This is a genomic window from Burkholderia sp. MSMB1498, from assembly GCF_001526245.1.
Taxonomy (GTDB): Bacteria; Pseudomonadota; Gammaproteobacteria; order Burkholderiales; family Burkholderiaceae; genus Burkholderia; species Burkholderia savannae.
Genome location: NZ_LOYJ01000036.1, coordinates 46,043 through 59,558, shown reverse-complemented (window position 1 = coordinate 59,558; position 13,516 = coordinate 46,043). Strand labels below are relative to the sequence as shown.

Sequence of the window (13,516 nt, the reverse complement as noted above, 5' to 3'; positions counted from 1 at the left end):
ATTTACAAGGAGCAAATCGTGCCGATAAGAGAATTAATAAGCGCGCCGATTACCAACGAACAAAGACGTCGATCATTTCGGGACAAACTGGCGGCCGGCCGCGCGCTGCGCTTCATCGAAAGCCACAGTCCGATTTCCGCAATGATCAGCGAGAAGGTTTACGTGGCGGACGGTGCCACGCAATCCGAGTTCGACGGCTTCTGGTCGAGCTCGCTGACCGACTCGACGCTGCGTGGCCGGCCCGACATCGAGATCCTGGACATCGCGAGCCGGCTGCCGAACGTCCAGCACATTTTCGATGTCACGACCAAGCCGCTCATCATCGACGGCGACACGGGCGGCAAGCCCGAACACTTCGCGCTGAATGTCCAGTCTCTGGAACGATCCGGCGTGTCGGCGGTGATTATCGAAGACAAAACGGGGTTGAAGAAAAATTCGCTGCTCGGCAACGACGTGATTCAACACCAGGAATCGATCGACGACTTCTGCGAAAAGATTCGCGTCGGCAAAGCGGCGCAGATCACCGACGATTTTCAGATCATCGCCCGCGTCGAAAGCCTGATTCTCGACAAGGGCATGCCGGACGCGCTCGAACGCGCGGCCGCCTACTGCGAAGCCGGCGCCGACGGCATCATGATCCACAGCCGGAAGAAGGACGCGGACGAAGTCGTCGAATTCGCGCAGCGGTTTCGCGCGCTCGGCCACGACGCGTATCTCGTCTGCGTTCCGACGAGCTTCAATGCGATCTCGTTCGGCGAGCTCGCGCGGCACTTCAGCGTCGTCATCTACGCGAATCATCTGTTGCGCGCCGCTTATCCGGCGATGCTGGCGGTCGCGGAAGGCATCCTCGCGCACGGCCGCACGCTCGAAATCGAGGAGCGCTGCCTGCCTGTCAATGAAATCCTGAAGCTCATTCCGGGAACCGCCTGACCATGAAATCGGAAGACCTGATCGGCATACTGACCGATGCCGGCGTCGACCTCGCGGCCGGCGTTCCGGATTCCTTATTGAAATCGTTCTGCGGTCGCCTGAACGATCCGGATTGTCCGCTTCGTCACATCGTCGCGAGCAGCGAGGGGGCCGCGATCGGCATCGCGATCGGCCACCATCTCGCGACGGGCCGCATGCCGGCCGTCTACATGCAGAACTCCGGCATCGGCAATGCGATCAATCCGCTCGTGTCGCTCGCGGATCGCGCGGTGTACGGCATTCCGCTCGTGCTGATCGTCGGCTGGCGCGCGGAAATCGCGGCGGACGGCTCGCAAGCGCACGACGATCCGCAGCACGCGACGCAGGGCCGCATCACGCTGCCGCTGCTCGACGCACTGTCGATCCGTCATCTCGTGTTGAACCGCGCGTACGACGATGACGCGGCGATCGCGCGGCTGATCGATGACGCGCGGCGCACGTCGCAGCCCGTCGCACTCGTCGCGCGCAAGGATACGTTCGACGATGCGCCCGCCCACCGGACGAACGTCGCACACGCGCAGCTCGGCAAAATGACGCGCGAACGCGCGATCGAGCTGATCGTCGAGCATGCGGGCGACGCGACGGCGATCGTGTCGACGACGGGCGTCGCGTCGCGCGAGCTCTATGAGCTGCGCGAACGGCTCGGCCAGTCGCACGCGCGCGATTTCCTGACGGTCGGCGGCATGGGCCACGCGTCGCAGATCGCGGTCGGCATCGCGCTCGCCCGCCCACGACAACAGGTGATCTGCATCGACGGAGACGGCGCGCTGCTGATGCATATGGGCGGCCTCGCGTACTGCGCAAGCGCGCCGAACCTCGTGCACGTCGTCATCAACAACGGCGTCCACGATTCCGTCGGCGGACAGCGCACGCTCGCCGCGCAGTTGCGGCTTTCGCACATCGCGGCATCGTGCGGCTACGCGTTCGCCCGGACCGTCGCGACGCCGATCGAGCTGGAGAGCGCGCTTCATCACGCAAGCCTCCTGGACGGCAGCGCGTTCATCGAAGTGACGTGCCGTCCAGGCTATCGAAGCGATCTCGGCAGGCCGCGCACGTCGCCCGCCGAGAACAAGCGCGGTTTCATGGCGTTCCTATCCCACAACGGAGCAACACATGATCGAAACGACCACGCGCAGGAAAGTGGCGTACAGGACGCTGTCCAGTGCGCTCGGCAGTGAGGTGTACGGCTTCGACACGCCGTTCCCTAACGATTCCGACGCCGTTCGGACGCTGATCGACGCGTGGCATGCGGGCGGCATCTGCCGGCTTCGCCAGCAGCGGCTCGGCATGGCGGAGTTCGTCGAGTTCAGCCGGATCTTCGGCAAGCCCGAACGCGCGCTGAACCAAGAGCAGAAGCTGACGTCGCGCGACGATCTGCCCGAGCTGATGATCGTGTCGAACATCTTGGAGAACGGCGTGTCGATCGGGCATCTCGGCTCGAAGGAAGCGTACTGGCACACCGACATGTGCTACACCGACGTGCCGCCCATCGCGAGCATCCTGTATGCGATCGAGGTTCCCGCGCATGGCGGCAACACCGAGTTCATGAACATGTACAGCGTCCACGACGCGCTGCCCGCGTCGCTGCGCAAGCGGGTCGCCGGCCTGTCGATCAAGCACGATCGCAGCTACACCGCGGTCGGCGAGCTGCGCTATGGGTTCGACTCCGTCGTCGACGTGACCGCCTGCCCCGGCTCGGTCCATCCGATCGTGCGCGTCCATCCGGTCACGCAGCGGCCGTATCTGTATCTCGGGCGCCGATTGAACGCGTACGTCGTGGGCCTGCCCGTCGACGAATCGGAAGCGCTCCTCGACGAACTGTGGCGCTACACACGGCTCGACGGCATCACCTGGACGCAGCGATGGGAAGTCGGCGACATCATGATCTGGGACAACCGCTGCACGATGCATCGGCGCGATGCGTTCGACGAGCATGCGCGGCGCCTGATGTGGCGCACGCAAATCGAGGCCGATCCCGCGCGGCCGCTGTAGCACCCGCGCATCCGACACGAACGATTGCGAGGCCCAATTGACCGCTCATCGCACCGCCGCTTTCGACCGCGTCGCGCGCGCGCTCGGCGCCCGTGGCAAAACGTCGTCCGGCACGACGCTCATCGTCAGCAATCCGTACAATCGCGAAACGATCGCCGAACTGCCGCTTAACGACGGCGACGACGCGCGGCGCAAACTGCAGGCCGCCGCGCGTTTCAGGAGCACGCTCAGCCGCCACGACCGCATCGCCGTGTTCGAAAAGGCGATCGCGTTGCTCGCGGCCGAAAAGCGCGACGCGTCGATCCTCGTCACGCTCGAATCGGGCCTGTGCCGCAAGGACACGATGTACGAGATCGACCGCGTGATCAACGTGCTGCGCGCGGCGATCGTCGAGCTGAACCGAGACGACAGCCAGACATTCTCGTGCGACAACACGTCGAGCGCCGACAAGCGCAAGATCTTCACCGTTCGCGAGCCGCTGCGCGGCGTCGTCGCCGCGATCACGCCGTTCAACCACCCGATGAACCAGGTCGCGCACAAGATCTGTCCGGCGATCGCGTCGAACAACCGCGTCGTGCTGAAGCCGTCGGACAAGACGCCGCTGTCGGCGCTGTACCTGCTCGATCTGTTTCGCGAAGCCGGATTGCCGGAACCGATGTTCGACGTCGTGATCGGCGAGCCGGACGTGGTCGGCTCCGAGCTCGTTCGCAACGAGCATGTCGAACTCGTCGCGTTCACCGGCAGCGTCGCGGTCGGCAAGCGGATCGCCGAGATGGCCGGCTATCGGCGCGCGATCCTCGAGCTCGGCGGCAACGATCCGCTGATCGTGATGGAGGACGCCGACCTCGACCGCGCCGCGCGACTCGCCGCCAGGGGCTCCTACAAGAATTCCGGTCAGCGCTGCACCGCGGTCAAGCGCATCCTTGTCGAGCGATCCGTCGCGGGCAAGTTCATCGAACTGCTCGTCGAACACAGCCGAAGCTGGAAAACCGGCGATCCGATGGACGAGCACGTCGACATCGGCACGCTGATCGACGATGCGGCCGCGACCGAATGCGCGCGACGCGTCGACGAGGCGGCAGACGCCGGCGCACGCGTGTTGTTCGGCCATCGCCGCGACGGCGCCGCCTATGCGCCGACCGTGCTCGACCGCGTCGATCCGGCGCTGCGGCTCGTCCAAGAGGAGACGTTCGGCCCCGTGTCGCCCGTGATCACGTTCTCTGGCGTCGACGAAGCAATCGCGATCGCGAACGGCACGCGATACGGATTGTCATCGGGCGTGTGCACGAACCGGTTCGACTACATCATGCACTTGATCGCCCATCTCGATGTCGGCACCGTCAACGTGTGGGAGGTGCCGGGCTTCCGGATGGAAAGCACGCCGTTTGGCGGCGTCAAGGATTCAGGGCTCGGCAGCAAGGAAGGCATGCAGGAGGCGATCAAGAACTTCACGAACCTGAAGACCTATTCGCTGCCGTGGGGCCCGCTCGCGCAACCCGATGCGGCATGAAGGAACGGGCATGCGCGATGCGGCGCGCGTCAGCCGGCAGCCGCCGCCGCGAGCCAGTCCTCGAACTTGCGATGCAGCGCGGTCTTCTGAATGCCGATCGGCGTGACCACATAGTAATCGTGCGGCGCCACCCGGATGTCGCCGAACGGCGCGACGATCCTGCCGCTCGCGAAATCGCGGCTCAGCGTGACGACCGGCCCGATGCCGACGCCGAGATCGTCGACGATGCCCTGGAACGTCACATGAAAATGATCGAAGCGCTGCCGCCTCGTGAAGCGGTTCGCGTCCAGTTTCGCCGCGGCGAACCAGTCGTCCCAGTGGCGCGGGCGCGTTTCGGTTTCGAGGATCGTATGGCGCGCGAGATCCTCGAGACGATCGAGCGGCACGCGGCTCAGCAGCGACGGCGATGCGACGACCGTGTGATGATCGCTGAGAAAGCGGATCGCCGATTGGGGATTGAAGACCTGATCGTCGCGTCTTATCGCGACGTCGCAATTCCCGCCGCTCGGCTGTTGCTGCGCCGTGACGGTCAACACCTGCACCATCGCGTCCGGATGCGCGTCGCGAAACGCCGCGAGACGGGGAATCAGCCAGCGCATGCCGAACGTCGTCGGCACGCTGATGCGCAGCACTTGCCGCGCGCTGCCCTTGCCGTAGCGCTGAACGATGTCCGTCAGCGCGTCAAGCGCGCCGCCGAGCTCCTGCGCGAATGCTCGCGCATGCACGGACGGGACCATCCGCTGACCGTCCTTCTCAAAGAGGCTCGTGCCGAGCCACGATTCCAGCGTCTGAATCTGGCGGCTGACCGCGCTGTGCGTGACGCACAGCTCGTCGGCTGCCGCCGTGAAGCTTCCCGCGCGGCACGCGACCAAAAACGTTCGGATTGCCGCCAATGGGGGGAGTGCCGACATGGCTCGTACTTTATGTCACGGATGCGTGAAATTTTAGCACTGTGCCCGACTCGCCGATTGACTACGATGCAAGATCGTCCCCAATCCGGAGGTCGACTGGTCGAAGAGGATTTTCAATGACTGCTTATGCGATCGTATTGCTGATCGGCGTCGTCGCGGGCGTCGTCAGCGGCGTCATCGGAACCGGTGCGTCGATCATGCTGCTGCCGCCGCTCGTGTTCTATTTCGGTCCGAAGCAGGCCGTGCCGATCATGGCGATCGCCGCCGTGCTGGGCAACGTCTCGCGCGCGTACGTGTGGCGCCGCGACATCGCATGGAAAGCGTTCTTCGCCTATTCGATCGCCGCCGCGCCGGCCGCCATGCTCGGCGCGCGGACGCTGTGGGTGCTCAAGCCGCAATGGGTCGACTGCGCGCTCGGCGTGTTCTTCCTGTCGATGATCCCATACCGATACGTAGCAAGCCGAAACGAATTTTCATTGTCCGCGTGGCAGTTGTCCGCAGCGGGCGCGGTCGTCGGCTATCTGACCGGCATCGTGTTCTCCACCGGCCCGCTGACGCTGCCGATCTTTTCCGCCTACGGGCTGCTCAAGGGCGGCCTGCTTGCAACCGAAGCAGCGGCGTCGCTCGTCGTCTATGCGAGCAAGCTTGCCGCGTTCGGGCAGCTTGGCGGCCTGCCGCTCGACGTGGTGATCAAGGGCACGCTCGTCGGCGCATCGCTATCCGCGGGCATCTCGATCGGCAAGGCGGTCACGCTGCGCCTGTCGACGAGCGCGTTCCACCGGCTGCTCGATCTCGTGATGCTGTCGGCCGGCACGACGCTGCTGTGGGGCGCGATGCGCTGATTCGAAGCCCGTGCGTCAGCCGGACCGAATAGCCGCTGCGCGCTCGGCGCGCCACGTGCCATTCGCGTTTGCGGCGAAGCCACGTTGCCGATTCGGCAACGATCCGGCAACGATCCGTTTGCGGCTCGCGCTGCCGTCGCGGAGTCGAACGACTCGCCGTGCGCCGGTCCGCTCGATTCCGCGATACGGCACACGCGATCGCTTCACGCGGCCTCGCATTGCGCCACCTATCTGATGTCGACATCCCCCTTTCGACGACTCGGCGCCCGCGCCAGTCCGGCCGTGACGCGAACCATGCTGCCGCGGCGCAACGGATTCGTTCCGCCCTACTGAGGACCGCGCGCCGCGGCGGCATGCGCCGCCGGCTGGCATCGTCGTCGCGAACGCCGCGTCGCGCCGGCGAACACGGCAATCGCGCTTGCCACAATATTTTCGTTGACAAGCCAACGAAGGATGACGAAACTCATCGACATGGATACGCGCCTGCACATCGCCATCGTAAATGCCCACCCGCCAATGAACGCCCGTTGTGGCGTGTCACCGGGGGCGCTCGCGCGTTAGCTATCCGCAACATCGGATGTCAAGAGGCCCCCGCCGGAAACGGTTGGGGCCTTTTTCATTGCGCTGCGCTCCTTCCGCCGGCTCTATTCAGGAGAAGACGATGGACCAGGCAAGCCGGTTGTTATTTCGTCCCGATTCGACGCGGCACGACGGATATGACGCGATCCAGCTGCCGCGCATGACGCTTCACTTCGCGCTCGAGCCGCGCGCGATGATGACGTGGCTTGCGCGCAGCCACACCGAGATCCGCGTGCTGAGCTCGCGCATCTGGCTCACGCGCTCGTACAGCGTCGACGACTACTGGCTGCGGCCGGGTGACGTGCTGCACGTGCCGCGCGGCGAGCGCATCTGGCTCAGCGCCGACGGGCCGTCCGCCGCGGAGGTCTCGCTGACGACGGCGTACGCGCGCCGGCGCGGCTGGATCGGCGGCATGATCGACGGGCTGCTCGACATCGCGGCGGATCTGACCAGTCCGCGCCCGCGTTGACGCGTCGTGCGAGCAGACGCAGAGGCATGCCGCGCCGGCTCGACGCGACAAACGCCGTTGTGAACCGTTTGGCGTCCGTTGCTTCGCGCGATGAAGCGAAGCAACGGACGCCTCGCGAAAGCGACGGTGAAGCTCACCGTCGCGTCGCATAAATTTCGCGCAGTCGCGTCGGCTTCTATCATCAGGACCGCTATGCATTTCGAAGCCGAGAGAAACGAAATCACCAAGTGGCCGATCGATGCCGGTACCGCGTGACGCGACTTCGCCCGTCGCCCGCGCCCGTCGAATACCGTCGGCCGTGCGTCGTCATCGGATGCATCGGATCGGAGCGCTCACGCACGACCGATCGAACAAAATCGCGCGCGCCCTTCGAATCGCGATGCGCGCACGATGATCCGTCGACGCACGACAACTGCGAACTCGGTTCGCGCGGATGCCCCGCCGACGGCCAGCCGCCAGCCGCATCGCGCACGTCGTGCCGAATCGCATGACCGCGAGCACGCGATTCGTGCATACAAGCGCGCACGGCGTTTCAGGAAAAATGAGGAAACGTTGCGCGCACCGGTTCGGTCCGTTCCCCGAACGAACGCACGCAACGCATGTGTTGAACGACGACGCCCCGATCGATGAACGGCGCGCTCGAAATGGCGGCGAAGCGCGCACGACAAAGCGCGCCGAAAACATCGCGGCCGGCGGGCACGTGCCGCACGCCGCGAACCGTTCGCACGCGACGTTACGTGCTCGCCGCGAGACGCGGCCCCGACGCGCCGCGCACGGCCGTCGACGGCTCTTCGTCGGTCTTTTGCACCTGCGCGCTCACCCAAGGATCGATGCCTTGCTTCTGCACCTCTTCGAGAAACGACACGCGCGCGCGCCAGTAATCGGCCTGCAGCTTCGCGTCGATCACGCGCTGCTCGGCGGCGAACAACTCCATCCGTGCAGTCACGAGCATCGACGCCGCGCTCTTCTCGGGAGTGGGGGCGTGACGCAACGCCCATCGGCTGATCCAGTTCAACATGCTTGCCTCCGTATTGACGGATGAAATCGCGTGGGGCGCGTCCCACCTGCGAAACCCTGCCCCTGCACTCACCTTCAGCTGCCACTGCGAAATGCGCCGATTCCCGCGTCCGCTCCCGGCACCCGACGGCCCCGACGCGAGCATTGTCTCTATCCTAGTGAGAGAATCGCGTTAATGCGATGACGACTTGCATTCTTTTACACAAGCCACCTTATTGCAACATCCTAAAAAACAACGATATCCCATTGATCCAGAAGAAAAATATCCGTCGAAAAATATATGTAAACACCTATCTCTAAAATCAACGGATTTGTAGCAGGAATTGGGTGAATTTCCGGATGTCGATCGTTCGGCAGCGCATGCTTTCGACCGAAACCTTACGCCGATTCTCATGGACTTTTTTCTTTTCATGCGATTGGCGCGGGCATCATGCGGCCGCAAAGCCGGCGAGCTTGCCTGCCGTGCAATCCGCCAGGAATCGCGCGAGGCTGGCCATGCAGCCGCATGTTTCGACCGCGTACGTTCGAACATGACGCCGTACCGGCATGCACGACAATGGGGCGTCGCGCCGTCGCAGCGCGCGAGCACGCGCCATTGCGGCATGAAAGTCCATCACGTCGCATTCGGCCGATTTCGATGCGCCCACTCGGTCGCGCCTGCGATACGGCTCGCCGTTGCTTTCGAAGATATTACGATCGGCAATGCGAACCATGCATGACGGTCCGCCACTCGCACGCAACTTGTTCGCCACTCGTGCGCATATCAAGCCGTCATTCGTGCGCGGCGCGTCGACCCGCCACGCACCGCATGTCGTCGCCGGCTCGGCGTCGCGTGCGGCGCGCACAACGCGCGCAATGCGTCAGTCACGCGCAACGTTCATCCGCAGGCCGCATTCCGTCCGTCATCGGAGCCCGCCTTCGTCGGGCCACCGGTAACCGAGCAGCCTCGAACGCGCATACGCGAACTCGCGTACCGCGCCGCGTTGATTGCCGCCGAACAGATACACGCGTTCGTCGTCGTGCCGCACATAGAAGCCGACATGCCCTCGCCAGCTCGTCGGACGATCGCGCGTCAGCACGGCGACGCATCCATAGGCCGGCTCGCTCAGCGCACGGCCCCACTCGAGCCACGATCGCGCGAGCGCCGAGCCCGTTCCCGATATCCCGACGCGCGCGAAACACCAGTTGACGAACGACGAGCACCACGAAATCTTGTCGTCGTAGCCGGCGAGATTCGTGCAGCCGTTGTATTCGATGATGCGCGGATTGCTTGCGCCGGCCCTGAAACGCCGAACGCCCTGTTCCGCGAGCGCGACGGACATCCAGGCAGGATGGCCGGCATCGGCTTGCTGTTCGCCGTGCGCCGGCACGACGCTTTCATGCATTCGAGCGATCGACGTCAAGCTGAACTCTCCAGTTCGTGAATAGGCGGCGCACCGGCACGGGCGTCGACGCCGTTCGTTGTTCGTTGTTCGACGCCGCCAGGGCGCCGCACGCGGCGCACGCCCTTCTCGCTACCGGCAAGCGGTCATTTTAACGACTCGCCGACGAACGCGTGCGCGGACGCCGCCCGCCCGAATTCTCGCCGCGCTCGCTGCGCGAGCCGCCGCGAGCGCGATGTCGAATCGCGATCAATCGCCGCAAATATATCGTCCCGCCTATGTCCGCTATTACAATCCGCCGATGGCCGCCCAATAGTGGCTGGTTACAGTACGTCCGCCACGCGGGCAACACAACTCACAAAGCATTCAGCAACACGACTACTCGACCGGAGAATCGCCCACATGGAATCGATCAAACGGTACTTCGGCTTCGCGGAAGCCGGAACCGACTTGCGCACCGAAATACTCGCGGGCGTCACCACGTTCCTGACGATGGCCTACATCATCTTCGTCAACCCCGCGATTCTCGGTGATGCGGGCATGCCGAAGGAATCCGTCTTCGTCGCCACGTGCCTCGTCGCCGCGCTCGCATCGGTCATCATGGGCCTGTACGCGAACTACCCGATCGCCTGCGCGCCGGGCATGGGCCTCAACGCGTATTTCGCTTACACCGTCGTCAAGGGCATGGGCTTTACGTGGCAGGCCGCGCTCGGCGCGGTGTTCATCTCCGGCTGCCTGTTTCTGCTCGTCACGCTGTTTCGCGTGCGCGAAGTGATCGTCAATGGGATTCCGAAGTCGCTGCGCATCGCGATCACCGCGGGCATCGGCCTTTTCCTCGGCATCATTTCGCTGAAAACGGCGGGCGTGATCGTCGGCAGCCCGGCGACGCTCGTCACGCTCGGCGATCTGCACAAGCCGACGACGGTCCTCGCAATCATCGGCTTCTTCGCGATCGTCACGCTCGATTACCTGCGCGTGCGCGGCGCGATCCTGATCGGCATCATCGGCGTGACGATCCTGTCGTTCTTCTTCGGCGGCAACGAGTTTCACGGAATCTTCTCCGCACCGCCGTCGATCGACGCGACGCTGTTCAAGCTCGACATCGGCGCCGCGCTGTCGACGGGCATCATCAACGTGATCCTCGTGTTCTTCCTCGTCGAGCTGTTCGATGCGACGGGCACGCTGATGGGCGTCGCGAATCGCGCGGGGCTCCTCGTCGAAGGCAAGATGCATCGCCTGAACAAGGCACTCCTCGCCGACAGCACCGCGATCGTCGCGGGCTCGGTGCTCGGCACGTCGTCGACGACCGCATACATCGAAAGCGCATCCGGCGTGCAGGCGGGCGGGCGCACCGGCGTTACCGCGATCACGGTCGCCGTGCTGTTCATTGCATGCCTCTTCATCGCGCCGCTCGCGAGCGTCGTGCCCGGCTACGCGACTGCGCCGGCGCTGCTGTACGTGTCGTGCCTGATGCTGCGCGACATGGTCGACGTGCCGTGGGACGATGCGACGGAGGCCGTGCCCGCCGCGCTCACCGCGTTGCTGATGCCGTTCACGTACTCGATCGCGAACGGCGTCGCGTTCGGCTTCATCGCCTACGGCGGCCTCAAGCTGCTGACGGGCCACGCGAAGCAGGTGAAGCCGATCGTCTGGATCATCGCAGCGATCTTCCTGTTCCGCTACTTCTACCTCGGCGCCGAATAACGGCGCGACGCGCGGCGGCGAACGCGCAAGCGACTGCCGCCGCAAACGGCTCGTCCGCGTCTGGACGCGCGGGCGACGACGCAGCCGTATGGGGAACGGTAATGCCGCGCGACGATGCGCGATCTCGGAAGCCGACGCAACGACGGCATGCGCCGGGCGACAGATTCGTCGGCAATGCTTGAATTCCCAACTAGCCCGCCGCCCGCGCGACAGTTGCGCGCCGGCAAGACGTCTCGCCGCGATCCGGCGGCGATTGTCACGCGTGCGGCTCCCATGCGCGCTTGCTCGTGCGTTCGCGAGGCTGCTATGACCGCGACAGAACGCAATAGGAACGTCACCGCTGACGCATCCGCACACCGGCGAGAGTCCGACGTAATATCCGACCGAAGGACGTCAACGAAGCCGGCGTCCTCACTGCGAATTCCATTCGGCGCAAACAGCGACGCATTCGTCTTTAGGATAACCGATCGAACGAAGCTCGACCGCGAGCGACCGATTCGGCGCGCGGCCAATAAGCTCGCTTGCGCGGCGGAACGGCTCGTCGGCAACCGATGATTCGACGGTGCGAGAGTCGACTGCGAAGAGAGATCCGCGAAACATGCAACGCCGCGACAGTCGCGCCCGGAAGGAGCACGTGTTCTCATCGCGACCATTCGAAGCGCGCCTGCGCGCTCGTCGACAGGCGGCTCGATAAGCGAATCGATTAGCGGCTCAAAAAGCGGTTCGATAAACGGCTCGCAAGCGACCGAACGAAGCCCGACGAACAACCGACGCTGCGCTCGCGCAAGCGCAGCCGGCCACGGCCACGCAACGCAACGCATCGTCGCGCGCATGCCGCCCACTGCCGCGATCCTCAAATCAACGACCCGCAGAAGCGAACACGCCCGCGTGTCGACGCAGGCCTGCCCGCCGCATCTCGCAAGCATGCCGAACGAATCCGCTCCGGCTCAAAACAAACGAGCGCCACCCGCGGGCAGCGCTCGTTCGCGAAGTCGGCGCAATCTAGCGCACGTTCGCCTCGTAAAACCTGACGTACCCGCTTCTCAACACCACGCATTGCGCGCGGGTCTCGGACAACAGGCGTCGCGCCGCGGCCTCGATACGGAGCCGGTGCGCATCGAACGCCCCCACCATATCCTCGAAGCGCGGCGAAGCGGCACCGTAATGGTCCTCGAGCGCCTCGGCGGTGATATGGCATTGAACCGGCTCGCCGTCGACCATCGCCATGAACGCGAGCGTCAATTCGCGCCCCGAATATTCGGGCGCATCGTTCGTGAACTGGATCTGCATCGGAACCGCCTTTGCCGTAGCTCGAGAATGCAAGAAACCGCGTGCCGCCGGAAGGGTTCGCCGGCCGGAAGCGCGCGGGCTGACCGGAGCGGCTGTCGTGCGGCGAGCGGCGCGCGCTCGCCGGATGCTCCGGTTGACTTCACTTTAGTCGCTTTCCGGCACGACACAAGATTTCGTCAAAAAACCCTGCGCGCGCGCAGGCTCCCGCGCATTCTTCTGTCAATTGACCGCGCAACGGCTTGACTGCAGGAAGAATCGTGCGATGAATCGTCGTGGGAATCGCACACCGGATTCGACTGCGAATCCCGGTGTCAGGCAGTTGCAAACGAGAGGGCGCGATGGTCCGCACCGCATTTCCGCGTGCGGTTCGTCGACCGGCGAACTCCGCTCGCGGGCCGTCGGGTTTCGCGCGAACGAGCTTCGATGGCCTTCGCTCGAGTCGACGCGCGCACCGCCGCGCCAAAGCCCTTTATATTGCGACGGGCATGCGGGTTATATACCGATCGCATTCGGCAGCGCTCGTCGCGTCGCACAACGCGCGAGCCGATCGGGCCCCACGGCGCCGCGAGCGCGCTCGCCGTCGCGCCGCCCGCAGGCCATCCCGCTCACTTCTTTTCGTCCTTCGGCCAGACGTTCAGTGCAACCGCGCAAGTCGTCACGCCGAGCGCAATCGCCGCAGCGCCATATCGCACCGCAGCATCCTGGTCGAACAACAATCCGTGGATCGCCACGGCAATGCCGGCCAGCGAGACGAACGTCGCGATCGCGGCGAGCACCACTCTCAGTTCCGTCCGAACCATGATGATTCTCCCCGAACGGATGCATGTCGCGGCGCATGCTGAATTGCGGGG

13 protein-coding genes are annotated in these 13,516 nt (G+C 64.7%); 7 read left to right on the top strand and 6 right to left on the bottom strand.

What is annotated here, in order from left to right; genetic code table 11:
• The first annotated feature begins 18 nt into the window (after nucleotides 1-18).
• Genes aepX through phnY form a run of 4 tightly spaced genes read left to right on the top strand, consistent with a single transcriptional unit; the run spans nucleotide 19 to nucleotide 4,471 of the window.
• Complete coding sequence (aepX, locus tag WS91_RS07430; protein ID WP_038752572.1) at nucleotides 19-930, top strand: phosphoenolpyruvate mutase; 912 nt, start codon at nucleotides 19-21, stop codon at nucleotides 928-930.
• Nucleotides 931-932: 2 nt separating this feature from the next.
• Nucleotides 933-2,147 carry a phosphonopyruvate decarboxylase gene (gene aepY, locus WS91_RS07425; RefSeq protein WP_059670017.1) on the top strand — a complete coding sequence of 405 codons (1,215 nt, stop codon included), beginning with the start codon at nucleotides 933-935 and terminating at the stop codon, nucleotides 2,145-2,147.
• The gene (locus tag WS91_RS07420) at nucleotides 2,083-2,961 is read left to right on the top strand and encodes a TauD/TfdA dioxygenase family protein (RefSeq protein ID WP_081989974.1); all 879 of its coding nucleotides are present in this window, start codon (nucleotides 2,083-2,085) and stop codon (nucleotides 2,959-2,961) included. The genes aepY and WS91_RS07420 overlap by 65 nt, the downstream gene beginning before the upstream one ends.
• Nucleotides 2,962-2,998: 37 nt before the next feature.
• The gene (gene phnY / locus WS91_RS07415) at nucleotides 2,999-4,471 is read left to right on the top strand and encodes a phosphonoacetaldehyde dehydrogenase (protein ID WP_059578865.1); all 1,473 of its coding nucleotides are present in this window, start codon (nucleotides 2,999-3,001) and stop codon (nucleotides 4,469-4,471) included.
• Between the two features lie 29 nt (nucleotides 4,472-4,500).
• Here phnY and WS91_RS07410 read toward each other — a convergent pair whose 3' ends face one another.
• Nucleotides 4,501-5,382, bottom strand: a complete 882-nt coding sequence (locus WS91_RS07410; RefSeq protein WP_059670016.1) for a LysR substrate-binding domain-containing protein — start codon at nucleotides 5,380-5,382, stop codon at nucleotides 4,501-4,503.
• 116 nt (nucleotides 5,383-5,498) lie between these two features.
• On the opposite strand from WS91_RS07410, the gene WS91_RS07405 reads away from it, so the two are divergent.
• Together WS91_RS07405 and WS91_RS07400 are read left to right on the top strand one after the other, a co-directional pair.
• A complete protein-coding gene (locus WS91_RS07405; RefSeq protein WP_038752587.1) occupies nucleotides 5,499-6,224 on the top strand; it encodes a sulfite exporter TauE/SafE family protein in 726 nt (241 codons plus the stop codon).
• Nucleotides 6,225-6,885: 661 nt separating this feature from the next.
• Nucleotides 6,886-7,272, top strand: a complete 387-nt coding sequence (locus WS91_RS07400; protein ID WP_059670015.1) for a DUF2917 domain-containing protein — start codon at nucleotides 6,886-6,888, stop codon at nucleotides 7,270-7,272.
• A 733-nt stretch (nucleotides 7,273-8,005) separates the two neighbouring features.
• On the opposite strand, the gene WS91_RS07390 is transcribed toward WS91_RS07400, so the two are convergent.
• The 3 genes from WS91_RS07390 to WS91_RS07380 form a co-directional block, all read right to left on the bottom strand.
• Nucleotides 8,006-8,290 (bottom strand): hypothetical protein, encoded by a 285-nt coding sequence (locus WS91_RS07390; RefSeq protein ID WP_038752594.1) that lies wholly within the window; start codon nucleotides 8,288-8,290, stop codon nucleotides 8,006-8,008.
• Between the two features lie 427 nt (nucleotides 8,291-8,717).
• On the bottom strand, nucleotides 8,718-9,002 hold the full coding sequence (locus WS91_RS35600; protein WP_156432312.1) for a hypothetical protein: 285 nt from the start codon (nucleotides 9,000-9,002) through the stop codon (nucleotides 8,718-8,720).
• Nucleotides 9,003-9,191: 189 nt separating this feature from the next.
• The gene (locus WS91_RS07380; protein WP_059670013.1) at nucleotides 9,192-9,674 is read right to left on the bottom strand and encodes an NlpC/P60 family protein; all 483 of its coding nucleotides are present in this window, start codon (nucleotides 9,672-9,674) and stop codon (nucleotides 9,192-9,194) included.
• A gap of 399 nt (nucleotides 9,675-10,073) precedes the next feature.
• On the opposite strand from WS91_RS07380, the gene WS91_RS07375 reads away from it, so the two are divergent.
• On the top strand, nucleotides 10,074-11,375 hold the full coding sequence (locus tag WS91_RS07375) for an NCS2 family permease (protein WP_038752600.1): 1,302 nt from the start codon (nucleotides 10,074-10,076) through the stop codon (nucleotides 11,373-11,375).
• 1,002 nt (nucleotides 11,376-12,377) lie between these two features.
• On the opposite strand, the gene WS91_RS07370 is transcribed toward WS91_RS07375, so the two are convergent.
• Together WS91_RS07370 and WS91_RS07365 are read right to left on the bottom strand one after the other, a co-directional pair.
• Nucleotides 12,378-12,665, bottom strand: coding sequence for a DUF1488 domain-containing protein (locus tag WS91_RS07370; RefSeq protein WP_038752603.1), 288 nt, complete (start codon nucleotides 12,663-12,665; stop codon nucleotides 12,378-12,380).
• Between the two features lie 605 nt (nucleotides 12,666-13,270).
• Complete coding sequence (locus WS91_RS07365; RefSeq protein WP_038752606.1) at nucleotides 13,271-13,465, bottom strand: DUF2964 domain-containing protein; 195 nt, start codon at nucleotides 13,463-13,465, stop codon at nucleotides 13,271-13,273.
• Between the last annotated feature and the right edge of the window lie 51 nt (nucleotides 13,466-13,516).

What these genes read in the sequence shown, in the direction of transcription:
- aepY (WP_059670017.1), top strand. Translation starts at nt 933, where the DNA reads ATGAAATCGGAAGACCTGATCGGCATACTGACCGATGCCGGCGTCGAC.
- WS91_RS07420 (WP_081989974.1), top strand. Translation starts at nt 2,083, where the DNA reads ATGATCGAAACGACCACGCGCAGGAAAGTGGCGTACAGGACGCTGTCC.
- WS91_RS07410 (WP_059670016.1), bottom strand. Translation starts at nt 5,382, where the DNA reads ATGTCGGCACTCCCCCCATTGGCGGCAATCCGAACGTTTTTGGTCGCG.
- WS91_RS07405 (WP_038752587.1), top strand. Translation starts at nt 5,499, where the DNA reads ATGACTGCTTATGCGATCGTATTGCTGATCGGCGTCGTCGCGGGCGTC.
- WS91_RS07400 (WP_059670015.1), top strand. Translation starts at nt 6,886, where the DNA reads ATGGACCAGGCAAGCCGGTTGTTATTTCGTCCCGATTCGACGCGGCAC.
- WS91_RS07390 (WP_038752594.1), bottom strand. Translation starts at nt 8,290, where the DNA reads ATGTTGAACTGGATCAGCCGATGGGCGTTGCGTCACGCCCCCACTCCC.
- WS91_RS35600 (WP_156432312.1), bottom strand. Translation starts at nt 9,002, where the DNA reads ATGGTTCGCATTGCCGATCGTAATATCTTCGAAAGCAACGGCGAGCCG.
- WS91_RS07380 (WP_059670013.1), bottom strand. Translation starts at nt 9,674, where the DNA reads ATGCATGAAAGCGTCGTGCCGGCGCACGGCGAACAGCAAGCCGATGCC.
- WS91_RS07375 (WP_038752600.1), top strand. Translation starts at nt 10,074, where the DNA reads ATGGAATCGATCAAACGGTACTTCGGCTTCGCGGAAGCCGGAACCGAC.
- WS91_RS07370 (WP_038752603.1), bottom strand. Translation starts at nt 12,665, where the DNA reads ATGCAGATCCAGTTCACGAACGATGCGCCCGAATATTCGGGGCGCGAA.
- WS91_RS07365 (WP_038752606.1), bottom strand. Translation starts at nt 13,465, where the DNA reads ATGGTTCGGACGGAACTGAGAGTGGTGCTCGCCGCGATCGCGACGTTC.